Genomic DNA, 26,968 nt, shown 5'->3' with positions numbered 1-26,968 from the left:
GGAACTTCCGCGACCATGAGCGCATGGCTTGACTACACCCTCAACGGCCTGATCGTCGGCAATATCTATGCGTTGCTGGCGGTTGGGCTGGCGCTGATCTTCGGCGTCTCGCACCTCATCAACTTCGCGCACGGTTCCGTGTATATGGTCGGCGCGTTCATCGGCTGGCTGTGTCTCACGCGGCTCGGCCTGCCGTTGCCGCTCGCGCTCATTGCCACCGTGGCGGGATGCGCGCTGCTCGGCATGGCGATCGAGCGCATCGGTTTGCGTCCGCTGCAAGGGGCCGCGCGCATCGCACCGCTGCTCGCCACCATCGGCATCAGCTTCGTGCTCGATCAGCTCGCGCAGCTCGCCTTCGGGCCCGATCCGCGCCCCGTGCCGTCGCCGCTGCCGAACTGGACGCTCGCGATCGGCGGCGCCACGCTGGGCTCGCTTGACGTGCTGATCGCGGCGATCGGCATCGGTGCGGCCGGCGTGCTCTACGCCTTCCTGCGCTTCAGCCGCCTTGGCTGGGCCGTGCGAGCGACGGCCCAGGACCGCGACGCCGCGCAGCAGATGGGTGTCGACGTCAACGCGGTCAACCGTGCGGTGTTCGCCATCGCGTGCGGCCTCGGCGGACTGAGCGGGCTGCTCGTCGGCATGTACTACAACAGCATCGACCCGGCGATGGGCTTCCAGGCCACGCTCAAAGGCGTCGTGGCGCTGCTGATCGGCGGGCTCGGCAATGTGCCGGGCGCGATCGCGGGCAGCCTCATTCTCGGGCTCGTGGAGAGCTATGGCGTGGCGCTCTTTGGCACGAGCTATCGCGATCTGTTTGCGTTCGTGTTGCTGCTGGCGTTTCTGGTGTGGCGTCCCAACGGCTTGTTCAGCGCAAACCGGCGCTTGCCGCCGGAGCCGCTCACGGGCACCTTTGTTTCGAATCGGCGGGCGCTGAGCGTGCCCAGGCCCGCGATCCCCGCCCTGATCGCGATCGCGGCCGCGCTGCCGTTCGTGGTCGCTTCGTCGTATGTGCTGCAAACGCTCACGAACGCATGGATTTATGGCCTGCTCGCGCTGAGTCTCACGCTCGTGGCGGGCACTGTAGGGCAGATCTCGCTGGGCCACGCGGCGCTGCTGTTGATCGGCGCCTATGCCTCGGCGCTGCTCAGCGCCCATTTCGGATGGACGCCCGCGTTGACCATTGTGCTGGCAGGATTGCTGACGGCGGCGCTCGGCACGCTGCTGGTCTATCCGTCGTTCCGCCTTCGCGGCCACTACGTTTCGATCGCAACGCTCGGCATTGGCGAAATCGTGGGACTGATCGTGCTCAATTGGGACAGTCTCACGCGCGGCCCGATCGGTGTGTCGGGGATCGCGCCGCTCTCGCTTTTCGGCTGGACGCTCGAAGGCGCGCGCCAGGTTTACTGGTTCACGCTCACCGTCCTGATCGTGCTCGCGCTGCTGCAACTGCGGCTGCTGCGTTCGCATCTGGGCCGCACATGGCGCGCGGTGCGCGAAGATGACGTGGCCGCGCGCGCGTACGGCGTGCGTCCGAACCGCTACAAAGCCCTTGCGTTTGCGTGGGGCGGCTTCGCGGCGGGGATAGGCGGCGGCATTGCCGCGCACCTGTACAGCTATATCAACTACCAGACTTTCGATTCGCAGGTGTCGATTCTCGGCCTGACGATGGTGATCCTGGGCGGACTCGGAAACGTTGCGGGCGCACTGATCGGCGCGACGGCGCTGATTGGCCTGCCCGAGCTGTTCCGCTTCGCGGCGGAGTATCGAATGCTTGTGTACGGTGTCGTGCTTCTGTTGCTCGTGCGATTCAGGCCGCAGGGTCTGTTCGGTTCGGTCTGAAGGGGGATCTGCGATGTCCATCCATTCCACGGCGCAAGCCGAAATCCTCTTCGACGTGAGTAATGTCACGCGCCGGTTCGACGGACTGACCGCGGTTGCGGGCGTGAGCTTTTCCATTGCGCGAGGCGAATGCGTGAGCGTGATTGGCCCCAACGGCGCGGGCAAGTCCACGCTCTTCAACCTGCTCGCGGGCGCCGACATGCCCAATGAAGGCGTGATCCGTTTCGAAGGCGAGGATGTAACGGGCTATGCGCCCGAGCAGCTTGCCGCGCGCGGTCTCGCGCGCACGTTTCAGCACGGCCGCGTATTTGGCAACCTGAGCGTGCTCGACAACGTCCTGATGGGCGCGCATGCACGCCTTGACGCCGCGCGCAAAGGCTTGCCGGTTGCGGGGGCAGTGGTGGAGTTGCTGCGCGCGTTGTTCCAGCCGCCCGCAGTGAGGCGAGAGGAGGCGGCGCTGCGCGCCGAAGCGCACGCCGTGATCGCGCGCTTTGGCGAGCGTCTCGCGCCGCGCGTCGATCAGCCCGCGCATAGCCTCTCCTATGCGAACCGGCGGCGCGTGGAGATCGCGCGCGCGTTGATGCTCGGCCCACGCATTCTGCTGCTCGATGAACCGACCGCCGGCATGAACGAATCCGAAACGGCCGAGATGCTCGCGCTGCTGCTCGATCTCAAGCGCGAAGGGCTGACCATTCTGCTCATCGAGCACAAACTCGAACTCGTGATGACGCTGTCCGACCGCGTGCTCGTGCTCGACGAGGGCCGCGTCATCGCAGCGGGCGCGCCGCACGAGGTGCGTCATGATCCGGCAGTGATCGAAGCCTATCTCGGTCATCGCCATGTCGGCGCCGACGATCTATCGCGTGCGGTGGGCTTATGAGAGAGGCGCACGTCATTCCACTTTTCAACGACACTTCACGCGAGCGCCGCGCCATGACCACGCCGCTCCTGAAACTCGAGCGCATCGACACGTTCTACGGCCAGAGTCAGGTCCATTTCGGCGTGACTGTCGAGGTGCCGCGCGGCGAGATCGTCTGCCTGCTAGGCGGCAACGCGAGTGGCAAATCGACGACCATGAAGGTGATTCTCGGCCTGCACAAGCCGCGCGCGGGCACGGTGAACTTCGACGGCGCGCCGCTCGACGGGCTAAGCACCGCACAGATCGTGCGCCGCGGGATCGCCTCCGTGCCGGAGGCGCGGCGGCTGTTCGGTGACATGAGCGTGCGCGAGAATCTGCTGATGGGCGCCTTCACGCGGCGCGACCGCGAAGGCATTGCCGAGGACTACGAACGCATGCTGACGTTGTTCCCGCGTGTGAAGGAGCGGCTCAGCCAGCGCGCGGGCACCCTCTCCGGCGGCGAGCAGCAGATGCTGGCGATGGCGCGCGCGTTGATGAGCCGACCGAGGCTCGTGTGCATGGACGAGCCGACGATGGGACTGTCGCCGCTTTATGTCGACAAGGTGCTCGACCTGATCCGCACGATCAACGCACAGGGCGTGACGTTCTTCATGGTCGAGCAGAACGCGAGCCTCGCGTTGCAGATCGCGCATCGCGGCTACGTGCTGCAAACCGGGCGTGTGGTGCTCGCGGGCGAGGCTGGCGCGCTGCTCGCCGACGAGCGCATTCGTGACGCTTACCTGGGCGGCCCGCTCGCGGCGCAGACCGCCTCCTGAGCGCGCGGCCCGTGTGTCCGCCACTCGGCGCGACGTGCAGTCGTGCCGCTCATTCGCCCGAGCCATAGCCCGGCGGCGCCTGGAAGCCGCCATACGCATCTTCCAGCAAGCGTGCGAACGCGATCGGCGTGCGATCTTCCAGCCACGGTCCGACCGCCTGTGCGCCGATCGGCAGTCCGTCGTCGTCCAGGCCCAGCGGGAAGCTCGTCGCGGGCAGGCCGGGCAGCACCGGCAAGCCGGCCCAGTAGAAAAAGTCGCTAAAACGCAGCGTACGCACGCCGTCCGCGAACGTCACGGCGAACCCGCGCTGGTCCTTGGGTTCGCTGTGATCGTGGCGGAAAGCCGGCGTGGGGGCGACGGGCGTGACCACCACGTCGAACGCTTCGAAGAGCGCTTCCCATTGCGAGCGCAGCGCGAAACGGCGCTCGTTGGCGGCCAGCCAGTCGCGATGCGAGATCGAAGGCGCGCGCAGCGTGGCGGCTTCGTGGCTGTCGTCGTCGTGCGCGAGGGCGGCGAGGCGCGCTTGCGCAGTCTTGTCGGGCAACGGCTGCACCGCCGATGAACCGAGCAGCGTCCGGTACACCGTGTGCGAAGTGCGCAGATCAGGCAGCAGGCCTTCGGGTAGATCGGCAGGGCGCCGGAATTTCACGCGCTGCGCGTTCAGGCGCTCGACCACCCGATCGACAACGAGCCGCTCCGAGGCGCTCGGCTCCACGCCCGGCCAGCGATCGATCACGAGCACGCGAAACTCGGCGAGCCGCGAGTGGCGCGGCGGCGGCAGCGTGACGCGCCACGCCTTGTTCAACTCCGGGTCGCGGTTGAGCAGCAGGCCGAGCGCGAGATCGAGATCGGCGGCGGTGCGCGCCAGCGGCCCGGCCACGCCGAGATCGCGCGGTGCGTGGCGGCCGGGCGGCAGGCCCGAGCCCCGCGTGGCGATGAGGCCATAGCTTGCCTTGTGCCCATAGACACCCGTGAAATGCGCCGGAATACGCACGGAGCCGCCAATATCCGAGCCGACTTCGAGCGCGACATAGCCCGCCGCGACGGCCGCCGCACCGCCGCCCGATGAGCCGCCAGGCGTACGCGCAAGGTCCCACGGATTACTGGTGTTGCCATAGACCGCGTTATAGCTCTGCAAATCGGTGAGCCCGAGCGGCACGTTGGTCTTGCCGATCACGACTGCGCCTGCCTCGCGCAACGCGGCGACCACCGCTGAATCGCGCTGCGCGCGGTTTTCAGCCAATTCGGGCTTGCCGACCGTCGTGACGAGCCCTTCGGCATCGAACGATTCCTTCACGGTGATGGGTACACCGAGCAGTGGCTTGCGCTCGCCGCGTGCGAGCGCGGCCTCCGCGGCACGGGCGTCGGCGCGGGCGCGTTCGTCGTCGCGCACGACGACTGCGTTGATCGCGCCGTCGAAGCGGTCGATGCGCGCGAGGCTGTGCTCGAGCAACTCGAGTGCGCTCACGCGGCCTTCGGAGAGCGCGCGGGCTTGTTCGCTCGCGCTTGCGAAGGTGAGCGCATCGAGCACGCTGGCAGTGTCGTTGTCGTTGTCGTTGTCGGTGTCGTGCAGGTTGGTGGTGCTCATGGTGTGGCTTTCCTTGTGGTCAGGGTCGGCTCAGGCCGGTGCGATCCATGCGTCGGACAGGTCTCCGGCCGTGAGATCGATGCTGTTGTTGAGGTTGTGCACGCGGCGGTTGTAGACCTGTACCGCCGAGGGCACGGTCACGAGCGGGAGCACGGGCAAATCGCGGCCGACGATCTGCTGGATCTGCTTGAAGTTCGCCGCGCGCCGAGCGTCGTTCTGCTCGACGGCCGCTGCCTTGAAGAGCGCGTCGACCTCCGGACTCTGGTAATGCGACGCGTTGATCCAGATGAGCGGATGCGTCACGCCGTCGCCCCAATAGATGCGCTGCACGCCCACGGTCGGGTCGTAGAGGCGCCCGAGCCCGTTGATGTTGAGATCGAAGTCGCGTGCGGTATAAGCGCGGCGCAGATACGTGGGCAGATCGCCGTCGAGAATCGTCGCCCTGATGCCCACGCGAGACAGCGCCGCACGCAGGTATTCGGCGCTGCGCCGGAAATCGCTGCCGGTGATGTAGTTGATCTTCACCGTGAAGCGCTGGCCGTCCGCGCCACGTTTTTGACCCGCGGCGTCGAGCAGCGCATTGGCCTTTGCGACATCGTACGAATAGGCGAAGGTGCTGTCGTCGTAGTAGTCGGCGAGCACGGGCGGCACCGGCGAATTGACGACCTGCGAACGGCCGTAGAACACGTGATCGCGCAGGAAGTTGCGATCGACCGCATGCGCGATGGCACGGCGCACGTCGGCGTTCGCGAACACCGGATTGTCGAGATTGAATTCGAGGAACGCTGCATTGTTGAGGTACGCGTCATAGCTGTCGTCCACGCGCAGATGTGGCAGGCTCGCAAGCCGCGGCAAGTCGGCGAGCGCGACGTTGGTGGCGGCGTCGACTTCGCCCGTTTCGAGCGCCGCCGAAATCGCGCCTTGGTCGGGCGTGATGCGATACACCACGTGGTCGAGATGCGGCGCGCCCTTGCGCCAGTAGTCCGGGTTGCGCTTGAGGCTGATGTACGTGCCGCGCACCCATTTATCGAAAACGAACGGACCCGTGCCGACGGGCGCGAGCACGTTCGGGTTCGTCACGGGATCGCCTTCGCCGTAGCGGTGTTGCGGCACGATCGGCAGTTCGGCCGAAGCGAGCGCCTTGAGCAGATACGGCGTGGGCTTGTCGAGCACGAGTATGGCTGTCAGCGCGTCGGGCGTGTCCACGCGGGAGACGTTCGCCAGCGTGATGCGCCCGCGCGGGCCGAGGCGCTTTTGCGTGAGTACGGAAAAACGCACATCGTTCGATGTGAACGGCTGGCCGTCGTGCCAGCGCACGTCGGGACGCAGCGCAAACGTATAACGCAGGCCGTCGTCGCTCACCGACCAGCGCACCGCGAGCAGCGGCTGCGGACGGAACTGTGCGTCATAGCGCAGCAGTCCTTCGGAAATTTTCGCGCTGATGTTGCGGATCACCGTATTGGTGTCGAGCAGCGAGACGAGGCCGGGGGGCTCCTGCTGGACCGCGTAGGTGAGGGTGCCGCCCGCTGCAGGCGTGGGGGATGCGGCGGCCGTCTGTGCGCGCGCCGCGAGCGGCATGCCGGCTCCGCTCGCGAGCAGGCTCGCGGAAAGTTGCAGGAAAGCCCTGCGGTCGATACTCATCGTGCCTCCAGTGGTGGAAACGGGATTCGGCGCGCCTCGCGCGCCGCAATGCGTTCGTGCCAACGCGGGAACTAGTCGGGCTGCCGATAGCCTTTGCAGGTATCGTTGTGCAGGTTCGCTGTACGGAATTCGTCGGCGTAAGGACAGCGGCCGGCAACGCTTTGCTGCGCGAAAATGCGCGGCTTATGAGGCCTGACCGAGCACGCCGAGCCATAGCTGCCCGATCAGTAGTACTCAAGACGTTACCTCCTGTATGCAGGCGCTGGCGCGAGGCGTATCACCGTGTGGCGCAAGCGTTCGCGCCCGCAGCGGTCCAGACGGGGTTGAGAGCGCGCGTTTCACGCCAGGGCGAGCGCGCGTGTGCGGCGAGAGCCGCTCATTGCCGATTATGGTTTTCGCCTTGAACGACGGCCAATATCAATTCGAGATTTACATATCGGCCGCCGATAATACGAACATCGAATCATTTCCGGTATCCGTCGTGCAGGTGAGCGACTTCAAGCCCGAAATCACCGTGCGGATCGTGCGTTCGCCTGCCATCGGCTAGATGGAGTCCGCAATGGCCGTGCTCTCACAGCGCATTGCGCAATGCTTCAAGACCATATTCGAAATCGTGTGCTGCTTTTGATGAAGGCCCCCATAAGGATATAAGAAGAGCAGCGTTCACCTGGCCATGAGCGAGCAATACAATCAGCCGTTTCACACGCCGTTCCCTGCTGCCATGCCCCGCCAGATCCGCTTGAACGCTTTCATGATGAATTGTGTCGGGCATCTTGCGCCCGGACAGTGGACCGGCCCCGCCGACAATTCAATCGGCTACCTCGATACCGACTACTGGGTCGACCTCGCAAAAGTGCTGGAACGCGGACTCTTCGACGGACTCTTCCTCGGCGACGTGACCGGCATCTACGACGTTTTCGGCGCAAGCCCCGCAGCCGCCGTTCGCACGGCCGCGCAGGTGCCGATGAACGATCCCGTCCCGCTCATTCCCCTGATGGCGCACGCCACGAAGTCGCTCGGCTTTGGCGTGACCGTCTCGGTCGCTTATGAAGCCCCCTACCTGCTTGCACGACGTTTCACGACGCTCGATCACCTGACGAAAGGACGCGTAGCCTGGAACATCGTGACGTCGTATCTGCAAAGCGGTGCCCGCAGTCTTGGCGAGACGCAACTGCGCGCGCACGACGAACGCTACGATCGCGCCGACGAGTTCCTGGAAGTTTGCTACAAGCTGTGGGAGGGGAGTTGGGCAGACGGGGCCGTGAAGCGGGATGCGGCGCGAGGCATCTACGCCGACCCGGAACAGGTTCGCCCGATCGTGCACAAGGGCCGTTACTTCCAGAGCGAAGGCATTTTCCAGTGCGAGCCGTCGCCGCAGCGCACGCCGCTGCTGTTTCAGGCCGGCGGGTCCACACGCGGCACGCAGTTTGCCGCGAAGCACGCGGAATGTATCTTCGTTGGCGCGCCCACGCGCAACGGTCTTCGCAAATCGGTCCAGGCGATCCGCGCGGCGCTCGAAGAAGCGGAACGCGCGCCCGACAGCGCGTTGCTGTTTGCAATGTGCACCGTCATCGTCGACGAAACCGCGCAACGGGCACAGGCGCGTTACGAAGCCTACCGGCAACGTGCGAGCTACGAGGGCGCACTGGCGCTGCTTTCAGGCTGGACGGGAATCGATCTGTCGCGTTACAAGCCCGAGGATACGCTGCACTATGTCGATACGGATGCGGGCCAGTCCGCGCTCGCGTCGTTCAGCAAGCTCGATCCGGATCGCGAATGGACGGTGCGTGACGCGGTCGAGTTCGTGACGATCGGCGGACGCGGCGCCGTGATCGTCGGCGATGCCGCGCAGGTCGCGGACGAACTGCAGTCGCTGGTGGAGGAAACCGGCATCGACGGTTTCAATCTCGCGTGGGTCGAATCTCCGCGCACGTTCCACGATGTCGTGGATTACCTCGTGCCCGAACTGCAGCGGCGCGGCGCATACAAGACATCTTATGAAGAAGGCACGCTGCGCGAGAAGCTGCTCGGACAGGGTGCGCATCTCGAAGCGCCACACGTGGGCGCGCGCTTGCGCTTCGATTCCGGCGCGGCGCAGTGAGTACGAGCCCTTCATCCACTTCCTTTCACGGTAGAACCCCCTATGCCCCGCGTCAGCGAACCCGATCCTTCCAACTTTTCCGCCGGACTGCGTGAACTCTTCGATGCATTCACCGGTAATGGCGCACACTTCGCCGATCAGTTCTCCGTACTTTCGCACGTCGGGCCCGCGGTCGAGCATTTGCCGCGCATGCTGCTTGCACTGAAAGCGCGAAATGCGGTGCCGTACCGGTACATCGAAATGGCGATCGTCGTGGTCTCGCTGCTGAACGACTGCGAGTACTGCGTGAGCAATCACGCACCGCGTCTCGCGATCGAAGGCGTGAGCGAGGCCGGCGCGCGCTCGTTGCTCGAGTATCGGGACCATCCGGAACTGGATGCCGTCGACAAGCTGGTGGTGGAATACGCGATCGCGGTGACCAACGCGCCGCAGCGCATTCGCGACCAGGTGTTCGAGCGTCTGCGCGAGCACTTCAACGAGGCGCAGATCGTCGAACTGACCTTGCGCATCGCGCTGTGCGGCTTCTTCAATCGCTTCAACCAGGCGCTGCAGATCGGCGAAGACCCGACTGCCGTGCATCCGGCTTAACCGCTCCTTTTCACCGTTTTTCACCGCTTTTCACCGTTAGTCATGTCCGATTCCACCTTCGACCGCCGTGCCTTCCTGGGTGTGGCGAGTGCCGCCCTCGCCGCACTTGCCGCTCCGCGTCTCGCATTTTCACAGGACCGTGGTGCTGTCCGCATCGGGCTGCTCGCGCCACTTACCGGCGCGGGCGGCGCCTATGGCGAAGGCATGGTCAACGCCGCGAAAAAGGCCGCGGACTTCATCAACACTGAGGGCGGCGGTGTGCTGGGCGGCCGCAAGATCGAGATCCTCGTCGAAGACGACGAAAGCAATCCGACCGCGGGCGTTGCCGCCGCACGCAAGCTGCTCGACGTCTCGAAGGTCGTGGCGATCACAGGGGTGTGGAGCAGCGCGGTTGCGATGGCGATCAAGCCGCTCACCATCGAAAAGGGCGTGCCGCTGTTCGTGACCGGCTCCGGCGACGAAGTCACGCAAGGCGACAACAAGGGCCTCGTATGGCGCTTCCAGGCGCGCGGCACCGACTGGGGCGCGGCCTTCGCGCGCGCCGCGCTGAAAGACGGCGCGCATACGGCTTCGGTGCTCGCGTTGCAAACGCCGTTCACGTTGAGCATGGTGAATCCGTTCGTCGATACCTTCAAAAAGGGTGGCGGGAAGATTCTCGACGTGGTGTATTACAACCCGGATCAGGCTTCGTATCGCGCGGAAGTGGAGAAGGTGTTCGGCAAGAAGCCCGACGCCGTGTTCCTGCCGAGCTATCTGCCGGACCTCTCGGCGATCACGCGCGAAGTCTATCGCAGCGGCTTCAGCGACTCGCGTATCTATGCGAACTCGTCGGCGGCGGACGCGGAGGGCGCATTCATCAAGAACGTCGGCAAGAGCGTGGCCGAGGGCATTCATCATATTCAGTCGATTCCGAGCGCAAGCTCGACCGCGTACAAGACCTTTGCGCAGCGGGCGAGCATTCCGGCGAACACGCTCGCAATCTTTCCTTCCAACGTGTGGGACGAGATTTCGGTGCTGGCGCTTGCGATCGAACGCGCTGGCAGTGCCGACCCCGCCGTGTTCGCGAAGTTCATCTTGCCGGTCGTCAACGGCACGGGGCCGAATCCCAAAACGGTCGAGAATCCGGTCGATGGCCTCAAGGCGCTGCGCGCGAAGCAGGCGATCGCCTACAGCGGCGCGGGGTCGAGTTTCCGCTTCACGCCGACCGGCGATCAGCTCAACCGCGAGTACGGGCACTTCGTCATCAAGAACGGCGCGAATCAACTGGTCGACACGCTCGGATGAACGACGACATTGCGTTGAGCGCCGAGCATGTCAGCGTTGCTTTCGGTGGCGTGCACGCCCTCGACGGCGCATCGCTCGGTTTGCGGGCCGGCCAGATCACCGGGCTCGTTGGGCCGAACGGCGCGGGCAAGTCGAGTCTCTTCAATGTGCTCGCGGGCACGCTGCGACCGCAGCGCGGCACGGTGATGCTGCGCGGACGCGACATCACACGGCTCGCGGTCCATGCGCGCGCGCATGCGGGCATCGGACGCACCTTTCAGCTGTCACGCGAACTGGATAGCCTCACGGTGCTCGAGAATCTGTTGCTCGCCGCGCCCGCACAGCGCGGCGAAAGTCTCGTGGGCGCAGTGTTCTCGCGCCGCAGCGTGCGGCGCGCCGAAGCGCTGGCCACGGAACAGGCGCTGTCGCTGCTCGCGCGCGTACGTCTGACACATCTGGCCGACGAACCGGCGGGGGTCCTCTCGGGCGGTCAGAAGAAGCTGCTGGAGCTATGCCGCGCGCTGATGCTCGAACCGTCCATCCTGCTGCTCGACGAACCCGCCGCGGGCGTCAATCCTGCGCTCATCGGCGAACTCGGCGAGTTCATTGTGGATCTGCGCAATGAAGGCATGACGTTCGGCATCGTCGAACACAACATGGAACTGATGGCGGCGCTGTGCGATCACGTGTATGTGCTCGCGGAAGGCCGTGTGCTGACCCAGGGCACGTTCGACGCCGTCACCGCCGATGCGCGCGTGCAGGAAGCCTGGCTCGGAGCGCCGGCATGAGCGCGGCCCTGTCACTGCAACGCGTGCATGCGGGATACGCCGGCAAGGACATTCTTCATGGCGTCGATATCGAGCTGGAGGCGGGCGGCGCGCTCACCGTCGTCGGGCCCAACGGCTCGGGCAAATCGACACTGCTCAAGGCGGTGGTCGGGCTATTGCCGCTGTCGCGTGGATCGATCGCGCTGAGCGGCAAGCCTGTCGAAGCGTTGAACGCGCTCGCGCGATCGCGTCTCGGGCTCGCGTATGTGCCGCAGGAGCGCAATGTGTTCGCCAATCTCACCGTTGGCGACAACCTGCGGCTCGGCTGGGAGTTTCTGCATCCACGCATGGAGATATCCGCACGGCGCGATCGGCTCGATTACGTTCTGCAGCTCTTTCCCGAGATCCGCGACCGCCTTGCGGCGAGCGCCGGCTTGCTGAGCGGCGGGCAGCGCCAGATGGTGGCGATCGCGTCCGCGCTGATGCAGACCCCTTCGCTGCTGGTGCTGGACGAGCCCTCAGCGGGCCTCTCGCCGCGCAACGCGGCACTGCTGTTCGAATCGATCGCGCGCATTCGCGCGACGGGCATCACGCTGCTGATGATCGAACAGAACGTGAAGCTCGGCCTCGCAGCAGCGGATCACGGTCTCGTGCTCGTCGCGGGACAGGTTCGCCTGCTCGCGCCAGCGCAGGAACTGCTCGCCGATGACCGGCTGCATCGTCTTTACCTCGGCACGCAGCCCGGCGTGCCCGAGACTCTCTGATTACCTCGCACCATGTTGCAGATCCTTTTCAATGGTCTCGTCTCCGGCCTGCTCGTCGCGCTGCCCGCACTGGCGTTGGCACTGAGCTTCAGCATTCTGCGTTTCGCGAACTTCGCGATCGGCGCAATGCTCACGCTCGGGGCCTACGTGATCTACTTCTTCAATGTCGCGCTGGGCTGGCCAATCCAGTTCGCGGCGCTGGCCGGTATCCTGCTGGGCGGACTGATCGCGGTCGTGATCGACTGGCTGGTCTATCGCCCGTTGCGCGGCCGCTCCGGCGTGACGCTGCTGGTCGCGAGCATGGGTGTCGCGCTGGTCATGGAAAACGCGGTGCGCTTCGTGGCGGGCGGCACGCCGCTGGGCTACGACGTGGAGCCGGCGCGGCCGACGCGTTTCCCGTCGCTCGATTCGCTCGGCGGCTTGCGTGTGAATCATGAGCAGTGGCTGATCGCTGCCGTCGGTCTCGGCAGTCTCGTCGCCGTGTGGGCGCTGTTCGGCTATTCGCGTCTGGGACGGGCGATGCGGGCGGTCGCGGACAACGCGGCGCTTGCTGCGGTGCGCGGCGTCTCGCTCAACCGGACGGTGGCCGCGATGTGGTTCGTGAGCGGCGCGCTCGCCACGGCCGGCGGGCTGCTCGTCGGGCTCGACGCGACGCTCGATCCGCAAATGGGCTGGAACTACCTGTTGCCGATGTTCGCCGCGGCGATTCTCGGCGGCATCGACAAGCCGATGGCCGCCGTGTTCGGCGCGCTCGTCATGGGCGTGGCATCCGAACTCTCGACGCTCGTCATTGCGTCGCACTACCGCACCGTGGTCGCTTTTGCCGTGCTCGCCGCGCTGCTGCTCGCACGCCCCTGGGGCGTGTTTGGGCAGGCGCGCGTTACTCGATAGGTCAAGGACATGGCGCCGTATTTTCTTTCTCTGATGATGCTGATCGCGATTGCGGGCATCGCAGCGCTCGGGCTGAACGCGCAATGGGGCCTGACGGGTCTCGTCAACTTCGGGCTCTTCGGTTTCTACATGCTGGCGGCGTACGTGTGCGCACAGCTCACGAAGATGGGTCTCAACCCGTGGCTCGCGATGGTCTTCGCCGTCGTCGTTACCGCGTTGGCGAGCGCGTGTGTCAGCCTCATCTCGATACGTCTGTCCGACGACTATCTCGCCATCGTCACGCTCGGTGCGGCGGAATGTCTGAAGCTCGTGGTGGTTCATGAGGAATGGCTCACGCGCGGAAGCCTTGGCATCTCGAACATCGCGCGGCCCGTCGCGGGCGACGCGTCGCTTCTGCTCCTCACGCTCGCGCTGCTCGCGGGCGTGTTCGTGCTATTCGAACTCGTTGCGCGCGCACCGCTCGGGCGTGCGGCCCGCGCGATCCGCGACGATCCGCTGGTCGCCGCGACGCTCGGCAAGAACGTGCTGGCGCTGCGCCTGCGCCTGTTCGCGCTGGGCGGCGGCGCGATCGGGTTGGCAGGCTGCCTGCATGCCTTTTACTACCAGTACATCGACCCGACGCAATTCGGTCCCATTCTCACCGCGTATGCGTTCATGAACGTGATCATCGGCGGCAGGGGCAGCAATCGCGGCATGCTGCTCAGCACGTTCACGGTGGTGCTGCTGCTCGAGGGCACGCGATTCCTGAACGACTACGTGACATGGTTGTCTTCGAGCCAGCTCGCGGCGTTGCGGCTCATGCTGGTCGGACTGGGGCTGATACTCGCGCTGATCTTCAAGCCCGAAGGTTTCGTGCGCGAGTACCGGCTCGAAGTCGGGCGCGGTTCGCAATCGAATCAGGCCGCTAACGGCGTAGGGGGCGGGCGCCGGAGGCGGTCGGCGGCAAGCGCGGGTGAGCGATCGGTGTGAGTGCGCAAGCGCGCAAGCGCCCACGTGCGCTCGCGCGATCAGCCGGTTTGCGCAAGCGCGGTGTCCTCGCGCCGCCGCGGCGGATTCCAGTCCCGCCCCGGCACCGATTCGAGCAGCGTGCGCGTATAGGGGTGGGCCGGCGCGGAGAATATCTCGCCCGGCGCGCCGTACTCGACGATGCTGCCGCCCTTCATGACCGCGACGCGGTCGCACAGTTGCGCCGCCACGCGCAGGTCGTGCGTGATGAACAGCATCGACAGGCCGAGTTCGTTCTTCAGCCGCGCGAGCAGCTTCAGCACCTGCGCTTGCACCGAAACGTCCAGTGCCGATACCGGCTCGTCGGCGACAAGCAGCTTGGGCTCGAGTGCGAGCGCACGCGCGAGCCCGATGCGCTGACGCTGTCCGCCGGAGAATTCATGAGGAAAGCGCGTGAGCGCGTCGGGCGCGAGACCGACCAGCGCGAACAGTTCGCGTGCGCGGGTATAGGCGCGCGCCGGCTCCACGCCGCGCGCGATCGGCCCTTGCGTGACGATGTCGCCAACGCGCCGCCGCGGGTTCAGCGAACCGTACGGGTCCTGGAACACCATCTGTACGCCGAGGCGGTGCGCGCGCGTTTCGCGGGTGCGGGCGCGGTGGGCCAGGTCGTCGCCGCCGTAGCGGATCGCGCCGGCGTCGGGGGCGATGAGTTGCATGATGGCGCGCGCGAGCGTCGATTTTCCCGAGCCGCTTTCGCCGACGATGCCGAGCGTCGCGCCTTGCTGCACCTCGAACGACACGTCGCGTAAGGCGGCGGTGGCTTGCGCGCGCCGGCCGCGGGCGCGGTACGTCTTCGTCAGTCCCTCGACGCTCAGCAACGCCGGCGCGGCCCCTTGCGTGAAGGGCGGCGCGGCGTCGACGCGAGTTGCCGCAGGCGCCGGTGGCACTGCGTCGATCAGCGTCTGCGTATAGGTATGACGCGGCCGGTTCAGCACTTCGCGGGCCGCGCCTTGTTCGACGACTTCGCCATGCCGCATGACCGCGATGCGATCGGCAACTTCGGCCACCACGCCGAAGTCGTGCGTGATGAACAACACTGCGGTGCCGTTGCGGCGCTGCAGGTCGCGAATCAGATGGAGGATTTGCGCTTGCGTCGTAACGTCGAGCGCCGTGGTCGGTTCGTCGGCGATCAAGAGCGCCGGTTCGAGCGCGAGCGCCATGGCGATCATCGCGCGCTGACGCTGACCGCCGGAGAGCTCGTGCGGGTAGCGGCGCAGCGCGTGTTCCGGTGTGGGAATCTGCACGGCGTCGAGCAGTTCCAGCGAGCGCGCGCGAATCTGGCCGCGGCCAAGGCGAGTGTGCGTGCGAAAGACTTCGGCAATCTGGTCGCCGATCGTGCGCAGCGGATTGAGTGCTGTCATCGGCTCCTGGAAGATCATGCCAATGCGGCTGCCGCGCCAGCGGCGCAACTGCGCGTGCGGCAGTGTCAGCAAATCGGTGTCGCCACGCCACAGCAGATTGCCGCCCGTCACGCGCACGCCTTCCGGTAACAATCCCAGCAGGGCGCCGGCGGTCATCGACTTGCCGGAGCCGCTTTCTCCGACCATGCACAGCAGTTCGCCCTGGTCGAGCGAGAGCGATACGTCGCGCAACGCGTGCGGCCGGTCGGCGCCTGCGGGCAGGTCGACCGTGAGGTTGCGTACTTCGAGCAGCGTAGTCATCGCGTTTCCGGGGTTAGAGGCGCTGGCCGCCGCTTGCGTCGATTTTCTGGCCCGTGACCCAGCGGCCCTCGTGGCTTGCGAGAAAGGCGACGATGTCGGCAACGTCGTCGGGCTGGCCCACGCGGCCTAGCGCGACGGTTTGCGCGATGGCCACGCTCGCGACCGGGTCGCTCGCGTCGCGGTTCAGGTCCGTCGCGGTCGCGCCGGGCAGCACGGCGTTCACGGTGATGCCACGGCTGCCGAGTTCGGCGGCGAGCACGAGCGTCAGCGCTTCGAGCCCGGCCTTGGCGGGCGCATAGACGCTCATGCGCGGATAGGCGGCGCGCGTGCCCATCGACGAGATGTTGACGATGCGCCCGCCGTCGCGCAGCAACGCCAACGACTGCTGGATCAGGAAGAAGGGCGTTTTCAGGTTGACCTGCATGATGCGGTCGTAGTCGTCGGGCTGCACCTCGGCAATGCGTGCGCGCAAGCCCTCGCCGGCGTTGTTGACGAGGATGTCGAAGGCTTCGGGCAGGCCGCGTTCGCGCAGCGCGGCGCGCAGGCCGTCGAGCAGCACGCGCACGCCATCGGTGGTGGCGAGGTCCGCGCCTAGCACGAAGGCCTGGCCGCCTGCATCGGCGATTTCGCGTGCGACTTGCTCGGCCTTTTCACGCGCGCTGCCGAAGTGCGCCGCGACGAACGCGCCACGCCGGCCAAGCGCGAGCGCGATCGCACGGCCGATGCCACGGCTCGCGCCCGTGACGAGCGCGACTTTGCCCGCGAGGCTCCCGGGCGCGGCATTGACGTTCAGGGCGGCGCTCATGCGAGGACTCCCGGCGCGGCCAGCTTGCCGCGACTCCAGCCGCCGGCGGCTTCCAGCTCGCGTGCGCGCTGCAGCAGCGCGTGGCGATCGACCTTGTTCGTGCCCGCCCACGGCAGTTCCGCGACGAACGCAATACGGCGCGGGTGCTGATAGGCTGGCCCGTTCGCCAGCGCATGCTGCTTGAGCGCATCGGCCGACAGCGCGCTGCCGGGCTGCCGCACGACGAAAGCCACGGGCACGGCGGCGCGTTCCTCGTCGGGCAGCGGCACAACGCTCGCCTGGCGCACTTCGGGGTGCGACTCGAGCAGTTTTTCGACCTCGACCGGATAGATGTTCTCGCCCGCGCAGACGAACATGTCGTCGGCGCGGCCTACGAAGTAGAAGAAGCCGTTCGCGTCGCGGCGCATCACGTCGCCGCTGTTGTACCAGCCGTCGTCGAGCACTTGCGCGGTCTTTTCCGGCAGCCGGTGGTAGCCATGCATCACGGCGGGATTGCGCATGAGCAGCACGCCTTCGCTTTCATCCGGGCCGTTCACGAGACGCACCGCATCGGCCGAAAGCGGGTAGCCGAGGGCAAGCGGGGGCGTGGGCAAGCCTTGCGGATGCGGCCCGAACACGCTCGGCCCGGCTTCTGTGGTCCCGTAGCCGTGGACGATGCGCGCCTGCGCGAACACCGCCTGGATGCGCTCGAACAACGCGAGGCTCATCGGCGCGGAGCCGAGCATGATGCGCCCGAGCGCGGAAAAGTCGCGGCCGGCGTAGTGCGCGGGGTCCTTCACGATGCGCGCGAACATGGTGGGGACCGCGGCGAGCACGGTAATGCGGTAGCGTTCGAGCGCATCCACGTAGGCGGGCACGTCGAAGCCTGGCTGGATCACGAGCAGGCCGTTCACCGAGAAGGCGCGCTTGGCCATGAACAGCCCGTTCATATGAAAGAGCGGCTGCGCGAGCAGATAGCGCTCCGCGCCAGGGTCGGCGGGCTTGACCCAGGTCGCCCCGAGCGCCCACAACTGGCCCGCGTGCGTGAGCGGCACCCCCTTGGGCTTGCCCGTCGAGCCCGACGTGTAGAGCATCTGCGCGACCTGGCCGGGGTTCGCGGCGACGGCTTCGAAGTCGGCTGGCGCGATGCGCGCCGCGAAGCCTTCGGGCCCGGCGTCGTCGAAGTCGATCACGGGTACGCGCGCGGCCAGCGCCTCGCGGCGGTCCGCGTCGACGAACGCTAGCGCCACTTCGGCGTCCTGCAGCACGTAGTCCAGGTTCTCCTGGGACTGCTTGATGTTGATCGGCACCGCTACGAGTCCTGCCCGCATGATGCCGAAGTAGGCGATCAGATATTCGGCCCGATTCAGCGAGGCAATGGCGACATGCGTGCCAGCCTGCAACCCGCGCGCGAGGAGCGCGGCCGCCACGCCGTTCGCGAGACGGTCGACCTGGGCGTGTGTCCATGTGACGGGACGCGAGGCGTCGCGCAGATCGATAATGGCGGGGCTGTCGAGATCGAGCGAGCGATCGACCAGGCTGCCGAGATTGGTCCATCGTGTCATGATCAGGAATCCTTCTTGATGAGTTTGAAAAATCGCGACCGCGCGCCTAGCGCTTGCGGAACACGGGATTGAGCGCGTCGTTCAGGCCGTCGCCGATCAGGTTGAGCGCCAGCACGACGAGCATGATCGCCATGCCGGGCTCGGCGCACAGGTACCAGGAGGACCTGATGAGCGTGCGCCCCTCGCCGATCTGGCGGCCCCAGCTCGCGAGGTTCGGGTCGCCGAGCCCGAGGAACGACACGACCGATTCATAGAGGATCGCGCCCGCTATGACGAGCGTGCCCATCACGAGCACGGGCGGCAGCGCGTTGGGCAGGATCTCGCCGAACGCAATGCGCCACGGGCTGAGTCCGACGGTGCGGCACGCCGCCACGAAGTCGCGGCTTTTGAAGCTCAGGCATTGCGCGCGCGTGAGCCGGGCGATTGCCGGCCACGAGACGAGCGCCACGGCGATCACGGTGTTTTGCAGGCGCGGGCCGAGAATCGAGACGATAGTCAGCACGAACACGACGTTGGGCACGATCTGGAACAGCTCGGTCGTGCGCATGAGAAGGGCGTCGATCCAGCCGCCGTACCACGCGGCGGCGAGGCCGATCGCGACGCCGATCAGCGTTGCGACGAGGCTGGCGCAAAGGCTCGCGAGCAGCGTGGCGCGCGCACCGTGCGCGAGCAGTGCCGCGATGTCGCGTCCGAGTGCGTCGGTGCCGAGCGGAAAGTCGCGCGTCTGGAAGGGCCAGGTCTCGGGCGCACCGACGATACGCAGCGGGTCGCCAGGATAGAGCCAGCCCGCCGCGACGGCGACGGCGACCGTGAAGGCGAGCAGCAGTGCGCCCAGCACCGCGCCTCGATGGCGCAGGAACTGCCGCCATGCGCCGCCGCGCGCGGGCGAGGGCTCGCGTGCAACGGGCGCGGTGCCGGCGAGCGGATCGAGCGTCGTCATGGCGCCTCCGTACGAATGCGCGGATCGAGCCGCGCGTAGAGCAGGTCAACCACGAGATTGGCGAGCACGACGAGCAGCGAGCTGAGCACGAGGATGCCCAGCACGACAGGGTAGTTTCGGCTCATCACGCTGTCGAACAGCACGCCGCCGATGCCCGGCCAGCTGAATACGGCCTCGACGACGATGCTGCCGCCGAGCACCGCGCCGAGCTGGATGCCGAGCAGCGTGAGAACGGGCAGCAGCGCGTTGCGCACCATATGGGAGAGCACGACGCGCAGGCGCGTGAGGCCCTTGGCGTAGGCGGTTCGAACGAAGTCGAGGCGGCTCACTTCGAGCATCGACGCGCGCATCACGCGCGCATAGGTGGCGGCATAAAAGAGCCCCAGCGTGGTGGCCGGCAGCACGAGGTGCCGCGCGACATCGAGCGCGGCATGCCACTGGCCCGCGAGCCCGCCGCCATAGTCGGCGCCGATGGTGGTCATCCCGCCCACAGGAAACCATTCGAGCCGCACCGAAAACAGGATGATGAGCATGATGCCGAGCCAGAAGCTCGGCGCCGCGAAACACAGCACGGCCGCGGCGGAAACGAGCGAGTCCCACCACGTGTTCACCTTGACCGCGGCGATCACACCGGCGCTTACGCCGACGAGCACCGCGATCGCGATGCTGGAGAGCATCAGCACGAGCGTGGCGGGCAGGTGCTCGACGATCACGTCGAACACGGGTTCGTTGTGCCGGTACGAGTAGCCGAGATCGAGATGCGCGACCGCGCCGATGTAATGCAGCAGTTGCTGCCACAGCGGTTGATCCATGCCGTAAAGCACGCGCAGACGCTCGATCAGCGCGGGGTCGGTGACCTGCTGGTCGGCGGTCATCACGTCGAGGAAGCTGCCCGGCACCGAGTGAATCAGGAAGAAGTTGAGCACGATGACGCCCAGCAGCAGCGGAACGGCCTGCAACAGCCGGCGTACGATCAGGCGCGCGATCATGGCTGCGCCCCTCTCACGCGGCCAGCCAGACCGCGTTGAGCGAGTCGCCCTGCACGTTCGAGCTGGTGGTGAAATCGCGCACGTTCGCTCGTGCGAGCGTGAACGACTGCATTTCGACGAGCGGCACGATCGGCACCTCGGTCGAGGCGAGGCGCGCGAAGTCGTGCGCGAGCTGCTTGCGCTTGTCGGGGTTCGTCTCGGTGCTGAGTTTGTCGACGAGCGCATCCATGGCCGGATTCGAATAGCCGGTCGCGTTACGGAACGCCGCGCCCTTCACGATGCCATCGGTCGTGAAATATTGCGTGACTACCGGCACCGGTTCGAGCGGCGCGGTGAAGTTCGAAATGGCGATGTCGTAGTCGTAGTCGGTGTAGATGCGCTTGAGCGCGGTCGCGCGGTCAACGGAATCGAGCCTCACCTTCACGCCAACGTCTTCGAACGCCTGCTTCAGGTACTGGCCGAGCTTCGCGTTCTCCTCGAACCACGCGGCCGCGAGCAGGTTCACGGTGAAGCGACCGCCCTCGCGGTTCGGGAGCCCCGCCGCGTCGAGCAGCGCGCCTGCGCGCTTCGGGTCGAAGGGGTAATGGGGCACGTCGTCGGTGAAGAAGAGCGGATTGCTGTGAAAGATCGGCGAGACGGCGGGGCGGCCGCGCCCGAAGTAGATCGTGTCGACGATGAACTTGCGGTCGATGGCATGCAGCAACGCCTGGCGGACTTCACGGCGCTGCACGTTGGCGCGGCGCTGGTTGAACTCGACCGTGACCGTCCACGCGGAATCTTCGTAGCCCCTGGTATCGACGACCACCTTGCCGGTTTTCACGAGCCGGTCGATATCGCGCACCGGCACCGGGTTCGAGTACGCGAGTGCAAGCTCACCGGTTTCGAGTGCTGCGGAACGCGAGGCGGAGTCGCCCCACCACGAGACGACCAGCTTGTCGAGATACGGCTGACCCGCGCCCCAGTATTGATCGTTGCGCCGGTACTCGACGTGGCTGCCGCGTACCCACTCGCCGTATTTCCACGCGCCAGTACCGACCGGCGCGTTGTTCAGCGGGTTCGTGAGGATTTCCTTGCCGGCATAGCGGTGCTTCGGCAGCAGCACCTGGTACTGACCCGCGAGCACCGATTTCAGGAAGAAGTCGGGCACGGGCCGCGTGAAGCGCAGTTCGACCGTGAGCGGATCTAGGGCCTTTGCGCTTTGCAGCGTCTTGAGCGCGATGCCCGCGGAAATGGGCTTCCAGTATTCGAGCACATTGAAGACGACGTCGTCCGCCGTGAACGGCTGGCTGTCGTGCCAGCGCACGTTCGGGCGCAGCTTGATGGTGTAGGTCTGGAAGTCGGGCGAAGCGCTCACACTCGTGGCGAGCACCGGCTGGAACGCAAGCGTGCTGTCGAGCTTGAGCAGGCGCTCGAGGATCTTCGTGGACGTCTGCAGCGGGCTGGAGCCGCCGCCGCCGGGCACGAACAGCGCCTGGGGTTCAAGTCCGCCCCAGCTCGCCACCAGCGCGCCGCCGCGTCTGGGCGCGACGGTTTGCGGGGCGGGCGTGGCCGCGATGGCGCGGCCCGCCGTGGCGAGACCGCCGATGCCGCTAACGCCGGCACCGGCCGCGAGCGCGCCGCGAGCGGTCAAGGAAAGAAAGGAGCGTCGGGAGTAGGGCGGATTCTTCTTCATGACGAAATGGGGCGACCCGCACGGGCCGGCGTAGCGTGGGTTCTGGAGGGATCGCGAGCCGTCGTGGTCTCACGCGGTGGCGTAGCTGGCGCGGCCGATGGCGAGCAGCACACCTTTGTCGTTGTAGAGTTCGACGTCGGCCACACTCACGCTGCGGCCGAGGCGTCGTACGGTGGCGACGGCCTCGATGCCGGTCTCGATGGCGGGCCGCAAATAGTCGACGCGGAAGTTGATGGTGGGCAGACCGCGCCCGACCAACATGCCGACCGCGAAGTCGCCGACGGTATCGATGATCGCCGCGAGCGGGCCGCCATGCCATTGACCCGTGCCCGCGCCTCGCTCGAAACCGGGCTGAAACGGTATGTGTACGCGCAGCGCCTGCGCTTCGTGGTCGGCCCCGGTCACGCGCATGCGCAGCGAGGCGATGTAGGGTGAACGGTCGAACGCCTGCTGGATCTGCTCGATCGTGAGGATGTCGCGCGCTTCGCTCATGACGCCACCAGCACCTTGCCGACCACCTCGCGGTTTTCGAGCGTCGCCAGTGCCTGCGCGCCTTCTTCCAGCGGCCACTTCCGGTCGATCAGCACGCGCAACCGGCGACGCTGAACGAGATCGAGCAGTTCGTGAAGGTCTTCGCGCTCCCAGCCGTTCGAGCCGCGAATCTGCAATTCGAAAGTCCAGATGTAACGGATATCTTCAGGCGGGGCATAGCCCGCGGTCGCCCCGCAGGTGAGCAGGCGCCCGCCAAGACGCAGGCAGCGCAGCGAACGCGTCCAGGTGTCGCCGCCGGTGAAGTTCACGACCACGTCCACGCCGCCGCGTTGCGCGGCGTTGCGTCGCCGCGCGGGCTTGCCGAACTTCGCGTGTACCGCCCGCATGAAGTCTTCTTCGGTGTACAGAATGACGTGATCCGCGCCGAGATCGCGCAGGCGCTGTGCCTTTTCCGGCGAACCCGCGCAAGCGATCACTTCTGCGCCCGCGAGCTTCGCGAGCTGCACCGCGCACACGCCTACGCCGCCGCTCGCGCCGAGAATCAGCACGCGCTCGCCGGCCTCGATCTGGCCGATGCGGCGCATCATACGCAGTGCGGTGCCGTAGGCGACCGGCAATGCGGCCGCTTCGTCGAAGCTCACATCGTCGGGCAAGCGGATCAGCTGATGCGCCGGCACGCGGCACAGTTCGGCCAGGCCACCGTGCGTGGTTTCGCCGACGAGGCCGCCGTCGACGCGATCGATGGGGTCGACGAGCACGCGATCGCCTGGCCGCCAGTCGCGCACGCCTTCGCCGACCGCGACGATTTCGCCCGCCACGTCGAGCCCGATAATGACGGGAAAGGGCAGATTGATGCCGGGCATGCCGCGCCGTGTGAACACGTCGTGGTAGTTCAACGAAGCGGCTTTCACGCGGAGCACGACATCACCGGGACCGGCCGCCGGATCGGGGAACGCAGTTTCGAGCCGCAGCTTGTCGAGGCCGCCGTGCTCGCGCAAAACAATAGCTTTCATGATGGAGACGAAAACGTGAATAACTTCGAAGTACGATGAATATTGGTTACCAGCGAGCGAGCCCGTCTAGCGTTTGCGCCGTGATTGCGAGGCCATGCCGGATCACGCTGTCGCGCCAGAGCGAAGAAACGGGTACGAACGCATCGAGCAGATCGGCGCGCAGTTGTGCGTCGCGCTCGGGTTCGGGTGCTTGCGGGGCGCGAAAACGCAGCCACTGGTCGAGCCGCGACGCGAGGCTCACATTCGGCCCGCGCGTGCCGAATTCGACCACGGCGCCGGCCATCGGGCGCCCCGCGAGAAACCGCTCGACGCCGCGGAACACGAGCCCGCGATAGTCGGGCCGCGCGAGACCGTGCGGGCGCTGACCCAGCACGCGCCCGGCGCCCCACCATTGCGCGGCGCGCTGCTGAAGCTCGCTGCCTTCCGCGTTGAAGCAGAGAAAAAACGGCTCGCCGTATTCGCCGATGCCGGTATGCCAGTCGATGAACGCCACGCGCTGTGCGTGCGCCAGATGGTCCTCGACCACACGCTGCAGCGTGAGGTTCGACCATTCGCGTTCGCGGCCGCCGTAGATCAGACCGTCAGCGTGTGTGTACTGACCGCTCGCGAGCGTGTTGAAGAGGGCGTCGGCGCCGTGTGTGTCGCGAAAGCGGTCGGTTGCCGCTTTCGCGGCCGCGAGCGTGTCGTGGTCCCAGCGCGGCGGAATCAGCCACTCGTGCAGCGCTGCGTAATGCGGATTGTGCGGATGCGGCTCGTCGTGATCGACGAAATTGCGATTCAGGTCGACGTTGTTTTCGGTGGTGCGCGAAGCGTGCGCGAAACCGTAAGGGTTGAGGCCGTGTACGAGCGTGACGGCGACATCGAGCGGCAGGCTGGCTGCCGCGTTCTCAAGCCACGCAATCTGCACAGCCGAGCCCGCGGCGCCTTCAAGACCGTGCGTACCGCTGATAGCGAGAAGCTGCTTTGGCGCGTGCTGCGCTCCGAGACGCGCGACGTCGATGCTGAGCGCGATGCCGCCCGGTCCGCTTGCATGCGGATGCCGGTAGCTCGCGAGTTGCGCGCCAGCGCGTTGGGCGCTGGCGACGAACCGTTCGCGCGCCGAAGCATAGTCGGGAGCGAAGTAATGCCAAAAGGCGGCTGCCTCGCTCATGCCGCGCCGCCTTCGACGAAGCGCAGCGCAACGCCCGCGGCGTGCGCGGCGGCAACGCGCACGGAGCCGTCCGCGATCGTGGCAAAAGCGACGTCATTGCGCTCGAACAATTGGCGCAGGGCATCGAGCGAGCGAACGCGAAGATCGAGCGCCACATAACGTTCACTGCCGTCTTGCGTGGCCGCGACCGCGCCGTAGCGACGTTCTGCCTCGGCGGGCGTGACGAACTCGACTGTCGCTCGCCCGGCCGGCAGGCGATAGTGATCGTTGCCGGCACGCTCGACGATGCCGGGCCCGAACAGCCGCTCATAAAGATCCGCGACCTGCTCAGGTGCAGGCGCAGCGACGACGAAACCGACGATATCCGTCACGCCGTTCGGATGGCGCCGGTCCTCGTCGCGCCACACGAGTTGCGGCGTGAAGTGATGGCAGAAGAACGTGCGGCCGTTGCGCACCAGCTCGGCGCCCAGACGCACGGTGCGAAAGCGTGCGTCCTCTGCACCGTCCGGCAGTTGAACGGGTCTGAAAAATTCGGCGGGTGGCTCGACGGCAATGCCGCGCGCAGTGATCGCTTCATGCAGCGCGAGCGAATCGTCCGTCTTGAACACGAGCCCGGACAGGCCGGGGGGCGCGTTGACAATGTCGGGACGGTCCACGCTCTTGCCGTGCTCGAAGCCGAGGAGTTCCAGATAGTTCTCGCCGAAGATGGCGAGGTGGTTGCTCGACCCAAGCGAATGATGACCGCGCGCGGTCAGCGCGAAGCCGAGCTTGCGATACGTGTGCGAGGCGTCGTCGAGCTGGTCCTTGACGTTGACGACGACGTGATCGAGAACGGGGGCGGGGATGCGGCTCATCGTGGTGAGGGTCTCCTGTGGGCAGCGGCGGAACGCACGCCACGTAGCCCACTGCGATTGCGTCAGATGGAAGGTCGCTGAAGAGTGTAGTGACGGCTCGGTCCGCAACAAACCAACCTATCGTGATTTGCTCAGCGCGATTCGTTCGAATGTGGGCAGCTCAGTTGTGTGCGGCGTGCCGTGGGTTGTGTCATACGTTTTGTTCCGCCAGCGTTGATCAAATATAGAGGAATCCAAATCAACATCGCGGTAGATGAATGACCCGCTTCACGGATCATCGCTTTTCGCTGAGGTGCCCACGATCCGCTTGCCCGTCGTAAAGCTTAGACAAATAACTTGTTTTGAAAAGGAATGCGGAGTGCCTAGACTCGGTGCCCGCGGATTCGGCAAGGCAGCACTTTGCTGGTCGCCGCCGCATCTTCATGCCGGTCCGCTGCACTTACACACGCACGTTGTCGACTAGTCCACAATCACCGAAGAACTCATCGCAGATGAAATTCAACAAGTTCAGCGCAGCGGCTCTCTCGCTCGGCCTCGTTGCCGGCGCCGCGCACGCGCAAAGCAGCGTCACCCTTTACGGCATTGTCGATGCCGGCTTCCTGTACAACAACAACGTGAAGGGCGGGGCGCTGTACGGCCTGTCGTCCGGCACGTCGTCGCGCTGGGGCCTGCTCGGCGCCGAGGATCTCGGCGGCGGCCTCAAGACAATTTTCGATATCGAAAACGGCTTCACGGTGGGTACCGGCGCACTGGGGCAGGGCGGCCTGCTGTTCGGACGCAAGGCATTCGTGGGCCTGAGCAGCGTGACGTGGGGTACTGTCACCGCCGGGCGGCAGTACTCGGCCAGCAACGACGCAACAAGCTCGTTTGCATCGGGTGCGGACTGGGCCGCTTCGGGACTCGGTTACGGCACGCGCGCTGCCGACGTCGACAACGTCGATACGTCCAACCGCATCCAGAACGCCGTGAAGTACACGAGCCCGAACGTCGGCGGCTTCACGCTCGGCGTGCTCTACAGTTTCGGCAACGTTGCCGGCAACTTCGGCCAGAACTCCGTCAAGGACGTGGCGCTCGCGTATGCCAACGGGCCCGTCAAACTAGGCGCGAGCTACATGTTCACGAAGGACCCGTACTACGCGACCTTCGGCAATCAGGGGAACTCCTCGACCTCCGCCACCGGCACCAACAACAACATGCCAAGCCGCATTTTTGGCGGCTATGCGTCGGCCGGTTCCCAGCAGATCGTGACTGCGGGCGGCTCGTACGTGCTCGGGACGGTAACGGTGGCGGTGCTGTATTCGAACACGCAGTTCCAGAATCTCGGCGAGGTCAACGCCGGCGGAAGCTACGGCACGCAATACCATGGCGGTACGGCCACGTTCAATTCTGGAGAACTGAACGTCAAGTACGCAGTCAATCCCAGCCTGACGCTTGCCGCAGCCTATATCTATACCCACAACAGCGGCGCCGGAAACTACGACAGTGCCCATTACAACCAGGTGAACCTGGGCGCGACCTACGCGATCACGAAGCGCACGTCGCTCTATGCGGATGGCTTCTATCAAGCTGCTGCGGGGACGGATTCGACCGGCAAGGCCGCCGTGGCGAACTTCAGCGGCTCGACGTACTCGAGCACGAGCCACGCGGTTGCGGCCATTTTCGGGATGACGCATCGCTTCTAGGCGACAGGCGCTCTCAAGCCGGCCCCGTTATTTGCTTATATCGAT

24 protein-coding genes are annotated in these 26,968 nt (G+C 66.1%); 12 read left to right on the top strand and 12 right to left on the bottom strand.

The window, feature by feature from the left end; translation table 11 throughout:
- Positions 1–15: 15 nt before the first annotated feature.
- From U5A52_RS20110 to U5A52_RS20100, 3 genes are read left to right on the top strand one after another with little or no spacing between them, the layout of a single operon-like run.
- Positions 16–1,839, top strand: coding sequence for an ABC transporter permease (locus U5A52_RS20110; protein ID WP_321935985.1), 1,824 nt, complete (start codon positions 16–18; stop codon positions 1,837–1,839).
- A 13-nt stretch (positions 1,840–1,852) separates the two neighbouring features.
- Complete coding sequence (locus U5A52_RS20105; protein WP_321935983.1) at positions 1,853–2,719, top strand: ABC transporter ATP-binding protein; 867 nt, start codon at positions 1,853–1,855, stop codon at positions 2,717–2,719.
- A 53-nt stretch (positions 2,720–2,772) separates the two neighbouring features.
- On the top strand, positions 2,773–3,513 hold the full coding sequence (locus U5A52_RS20100) for an ABC transporter ATP-binding protein (protein ID WP_321911329.1): 741 nt from the start codon (positions 2,773–2,775) through the stop codon (positions 3,511–3,513).
- A 49-nt stretch (positions 3,514–3,562) separates the two neighbouring features.
- On the opposite strand, the gene U5A52_RS20095 is transcribed toward U5A52_RS20100, so the two are convergent.
- Together U5A52_RS20095 and U5A52_RS20090 are read right to left on the bottom strand one after the other, a co-directional pair.
- Positions 3,563–5,101, bottom strand: coding sequence for an amidase (locus tag U5A52_RS20095; protein ID WP_321935981.1), 1,539 nt, complete (start codon positions 5,099–5,101; stop codon positions 3,563–3,565).
- A gap of 30 nt (positions 5,102–5,131) precedes the next feature.
- Positions 5,132–6,742 carry an ABC transporter substrate-binding protein gene (locus tag U5A52_RS20090; protein WP_321935979.1) on the bottom strand — a complete coding sequence of 537 codons (1,611 nt, stop codon included), beginning with the start codon at positions 6,740–6,742 and terminating at the stop codon, positions 5,132–5,134.
- Positions 6,743–7,100: 358 nt separating this feature from the next.
- Here U5A52_RS20090 and U5A52_RS20085 point away from each other — a divergent pair, with 358 nt between their 5' ends.
- The 8 genes from U5A52_RS20085 (at position 7,101) to U5A52_RS20050 (ending at position 14,085) form a co-directional block, all read left to right on the top strand.
- A complete protein-coding gene (locus U5A52_RS20085) occupies positions 7,101–7,289 on the top strand; it encodes a hypothetical protein (RefSeq protein WP_321935977.1) in 189 nt (62 codons plus the stop codon).
- A 174-nt stretch (positions 7,290–7,463) separates the two neighbouring features.
- Complete coding sequence (locus U5A52_RS20080) at positions 7,464–8,843, top strand: LLM class flavin-dependent oxidoreductase (protein ID WP_415774026.1); 1,380 nt, start codon at positions 7,464–7,466, stop codon at positions 8,841–8,843.
- 42 nt (positions 8,844–8,885) lie between these two features.
- On the top strand, positions 8,886–9,431 hold the full coding sequence (locus tag U5A52_RS20075) for a carboxymuconolactone decarboxylase family protein (protein WP_321935973.1): 546 nt from the start codon (positions 8,886–8,888) through the stop codon (positions 9,429–9,431).
- 42 nt (positions 9,432–9,473) lie between these two features.
- The gene (locus U5A52_RS20070) at positions 9,474–10,715 is read left to right on the top strand and encodes an ABC transporter substrate-binding protein (protein WP_321935971.1); all 1,242 of its coding nucleotides are present in this window, start codon (positions 9,474–9,476) and stop codon (positions 10,713–10,715) included.
- The gene (locus U5A52_RS20065; protein WP_321911164.1) at positions 10,712–11,482 is read left to right on the top strand and encodes an ABC transporter ATP-binding protein; all 771 of its coding nucleotides are present in this window, start codon (positions 10,712–10,714) and stop codon (positions 11,480–11,482) included. Before U5A52_RS20070 ends, U5A52_RS20065 begins: the two co-directional genes overlap by 4 nt.
- Complete coding sequence (locus U5A52_RS20060; protein WP_321911163.1) at positions 11,479–12,225, top strand: ABC transporter ATP-binding protein; 747 nt, start codon at positions 11,479–11,481, stop codon at positions 12,223–12,225. The genes U5A52_RS20065 and U5A52_RS20060 overlap by 4 nt, the downstream gene beginning before the upstream one ends.
- 12 nt (positions 12,226–12,237) lie before the next feature.
- Positions 12,238–13,116, top strand: a complete 879-nt coding sequence (locus U5A52_RS20055) for a branched-chain amino acid ABC transporter permease (RefSeq protein WP_321935969.1) — start codon at positions 12,238–12,240, stop codon at positions 13,114–13,116.
- Between the two features lie 9 nt (positions 13,117–13,125).
- The gene (locus U5A52_RS20050; RefSeq protein WP_321911160.1) at positions 13,126–14,085 is read left to right on the top strand and encodes a branched-chain amino acid ABC transporter permease; all 960 of its coding nucleotides are present in this window, start codon (positions 13,126–13,128) and stop codon (positions 14,083–14,085) included.
- Positions 14,086–14,123: 38 nt separating this feature from the next.
- On the opposite strand, the gene U5A52_RS20045 is transcribed toward U5A52_RS20050, so the two are convergent.
- The 10 genes from U5A52_RS20045 to U5A52_RS20000 form a co-directional block, all read right to left on the bottom strand.
- Positions 14,124–15,782, bottom strand: coding sequence for an ABC transporter ATP-binding protein (locus tag U5A52_RS20045; RefSeq protein WP_321935968.1), 1,659 nt, complete (start codon positions 15,780–15,782; stop codon positions 14,124–14,126).
- 13 nt (positions 15,783–15,795) lie between these two features.
- Entirely contained in the window at positions 15,796–16,587 is a 792-nt protein-coding gene (locus U5A52_RS20040; protein ID WP_321935966.1) for an SDR family oxidoreductase, read from the bottom strand.
- A complete protein-coding gene (locus U5A52_RS20035) occupies positions 16,584–18,131 on the bottom strand; it encodes a class I adenylate-forming enzyme family protein (RefSeq protein WP_321935964.1) in 1,548 nt (515 codons plus the stop codon). Before U5A52_RS20035 ends, U5A52_RS20040 begins: the two co-directional genes overlap by 4 nt.
- Positions 18,132–18,177: 46 nt before the next feature.
- The gene (locus U5A52_RS20030; RefSeq protein ID WP_321935962.1) at positions 18,178–19,071 is read right to left on the bottom strand and encodes an ABC transporter permease; all 894 of its coding nucleotides are present in this window, start codon (positions 19,069–19,071) and stop codon (positions 18,178–18,180) included.
- Positions 19,068–20,060 (bottom strand): ABC transporter permease, encoded by a 993-nt coding sequence (locus U5A52_RS20025; RefSeq protein WP_321935961.1) that lies wholly within the window; start codon positions 20,058–20,060, stop codon positions 19,068–19,070. The genes U5A52_RS20030 and U5A52_RS20025 overlap by 4 nt, the downstream gene beginning before the upstream one ends.
- 13 nt (positions 20,061–20,073) lie before the next feature.
- On the bottom strand, positions 20,074–21,732 hold the full coding sequence (locus tag U5A52_RS20020) for an ABC transporter substrate-binding protein (protein ID WP_321935959.1): 1,659 nt from the start codon (positions 21,730–21,732) through the stop codon (positions 20,074–20,076).
- Positions 21,733–21,801: 69 nt separating this feature from the next.
- Positions 21,802–22,224, bottom strand: coding sequence for a PaaI family thioesterase (locus U5A52_RS20015; protein WP_321935957.1), 423 nt, complete (start codon positions 22,222–22,224; stop codon positions 21,802–21,804).
- The gene (locus U5A52_RS20010; protein WP_321935955.1) at positions 22,221–23,237 is read right to left on the bottom strand and encodes a quinone oxidoreductase family protein; all 1,017 of its coding nucleotides are present in this window, start codon (positions 23,235–23,237) and stop codon (positions 22,221–22,223) included. The genes U5A52_RS20015 and U5A52_RS20010 overlap by 4 nt, the downstream gene beginning before the upstream one ends.
- Before the next feature lie 46 nt (positions 23,238–23,283).
- On the bottom strand, positions 23,284–24,387 hold the full coding sequence (locus U5A52_RS20005; protein ID WP_321935953.1) for a M14 family metallopeptidase: 1,104 nt from the start codon (positions 24,385–24,387) through the stop codon (positions 23,284–23,286).
- Positions 24,384–25,241, bottom strand: a complete 858-nt coding sequence (locus U5A52_RS20000) for a VOC family protein (protein WP_321935951.1) — start codon at positions 25,239–25,241, stop codon at positions 24,384–24,386. The genes U5A52_RS20005 and U5A52_RS20000 overlap by 4 nt, the downstream gene beginning before the upstream one ends.
- A gap of 491 nt (positions 25,242–25,732) precedes the next feature.
- Between U5A52_RS20000 and U5A52_RS19995 the strand changes: the two genes are divergently transcribed.
- The gene (locus tag U5A52_RS19995; protein ID WP_321911141.1) at positions 25,733–26,923 is read left to right on the top strand and encodes a porin; all 1,191 of its coding nucleotides are present in this window, start codon (positions 25,733–25,735) and stop codon (positions 26,921–26,923) included.
- Positions 26,924–26,968: the final 45 nt, after the last annotated feature.

The sequence above is a fragment of the Paraburkholderia sp. J8-2 genome (genome assembly GCF_905220195.1).
GTDB lineage: Bacteria > Pseudomonadota > Gammaproteobacteria > Burkholderiales > Burkholderiaceae > Paraburkholderia.
This window is presented reverse-complemented; position numbering and strand designations above follow the sequence as displayed.

Coding starts and splice junctions, on each gene's coding strand:
- U5A52_RS20045 (WP_321935968.1), bottom strand. CDS start 15,782: ATGACTACGCTGCTCGAAGTACGCAACCTCACGGTCGACCTGCCCGCA.
- U5A52_RS20080 (WP_415774026.1), top strand. CDS start 7,464: ATGCCCCGCCAGATCCGCTTGAACGCTTTCATGATGAATTGTGTCGGG.
- U5A52_RS20060 (WP_321911163.1), top strand. CDS start 11,479: ATGAGCGCGGCCCTGTCACTGCAACGCGTGCATGCGGGATACGCCGGC.
- U5A52_RS20005 (WP_321935953.1), bottom strand. CDS start 24,387: ATGAGCGAGGCAGCCGCCTTTTGGCATTACTTCGCTCCCGACTATGCT.
- U5A52_RS20095 (WP_321935981.1), bottom strand. CDS start 5,101: ATGAGCACCACCAACCTGCACGACACCGACAACGACAACGACAACGAC.
- U5A52_RS20090 (WP_321935979.1), bottom strand. CDS start 6,742: ATGAGTATCGACCGCAGGGCTTTCCTGCAACTTTCCGCGAGCCTGCTC.
- U5A52_RS20000 (WP_321935951.1), bottom strand. CDS start 25,241: ATGAGCCGCATCCCCGCCCCCGTTCTCGATCACGTCGTCGTCAACGTC.
- U5A52_RS20100 (WP_321911329.1), top strand. CDS start 2,773: ATGACCACGCCGCTCCTGAAACTCGAGCGCATCGACACGTTCTACGGC.
- U5A52_RS20050 (WP_321911160.1), top strand. CDS start 13,126: ATGGCGCCGTATTTTCTTTCTCTGATGATGCTGATCGCGATTGCGGGC.
- U5A52_RS20010 (WP_321935955.1), bottom strand. CDS start 23,237: ATGAAAGCTATTGTTTTGCGCGAGCACGGCGGCCTCGACAAGCTGCGG.
- U5A52_RS20075 (WP_321935973.1), top strand. CDS start 8,886: ATGCCCCGCGTCAGCGAACCCGATCCTTCCAACTTTTCCGCCGGACTG.
- U5A52_RS19995 (WP_321911141.1), top strand. CDS start 25,733: ATGAAATTCAACAAGTTCAGCGCAGCGGCTCTCTCGCTCGGCCTCGTT.
- U5A52_RS20110 (WP_321935985.1), top strand. CDS start 16: ATGAGCGCATGGCTTGACTACACCCTCAACGGCCTGATCGTCGGCAAT.
- U5A52_RS20035 (WP_321935964.1), bottom strand. CDS start 18,131: ATGACACGATGGACCAATCTCGGCAGCCTGGTCGATCGCTCGCTCGAT.
- U5A52_RS20025 (WP_321935961.1), bottom strand. CDS start 20,060: ATGATCGCGCGCCTGATCGTACGCCGGCTGTTGCAGGCCGTTCCGCTG.
- U5A52_RS20105 (WP_321935983.1), top strand. CDS start 1,853: ATGTCCATCCATTCCACGGCGCAAGCCGAAATCCTCTTCGACGTGAGT.
- U5A52_RS20020 (WP_321935959.1), bottom strand. CDS start 21,732: ATGAAGAAGAATCCGCCCTACTCCCGACGCTCCTTTCTTTCCTTGACC.
- U5A52_RS20055 (WP_321935969.1), top strand. CDS start 12,238: ATGTTGCAGATCCTTTTCAATGGTCTCGTCTCCGGCCTGCTCGTCGCG.
- U5A52_RS20070 (WP_321935971.1), top strand. CDS start 9,474: ATGTCCGATTCCACCTTCGACCGCCGTGCCTTCCTGGGTGTGGCGAGT.
- U5A52_RS20015 (WP_321935957.1), bottom strand. CDS start 22,224: ATGAGCGAAGCGCGCGACATCCTCACGATCGAGCAGATCCAGCAGGCG.
- U5A52_RS20040 (WP_321935966.1), bottom strand. CDS start 16,587: ATGAGCGCCGCCCTGAACGTCAATGCCGCGCCCGGGAGCCTCGCGGGC.
- U5A52_RS20065 (WP_321911164.1), top strand. CDS start 10,712: ATGAACGACGACATTGCGTTGAGCGCCGAGCATGTCAGCGTTGCTTTC.
- U5A52_RS20030 (WP_321935962.1), bottom strand. CDS start 19,071: ATGACGACGCTCGATCCGCTCGCCGGCACCGCGCCCGTTGCACGCGAG.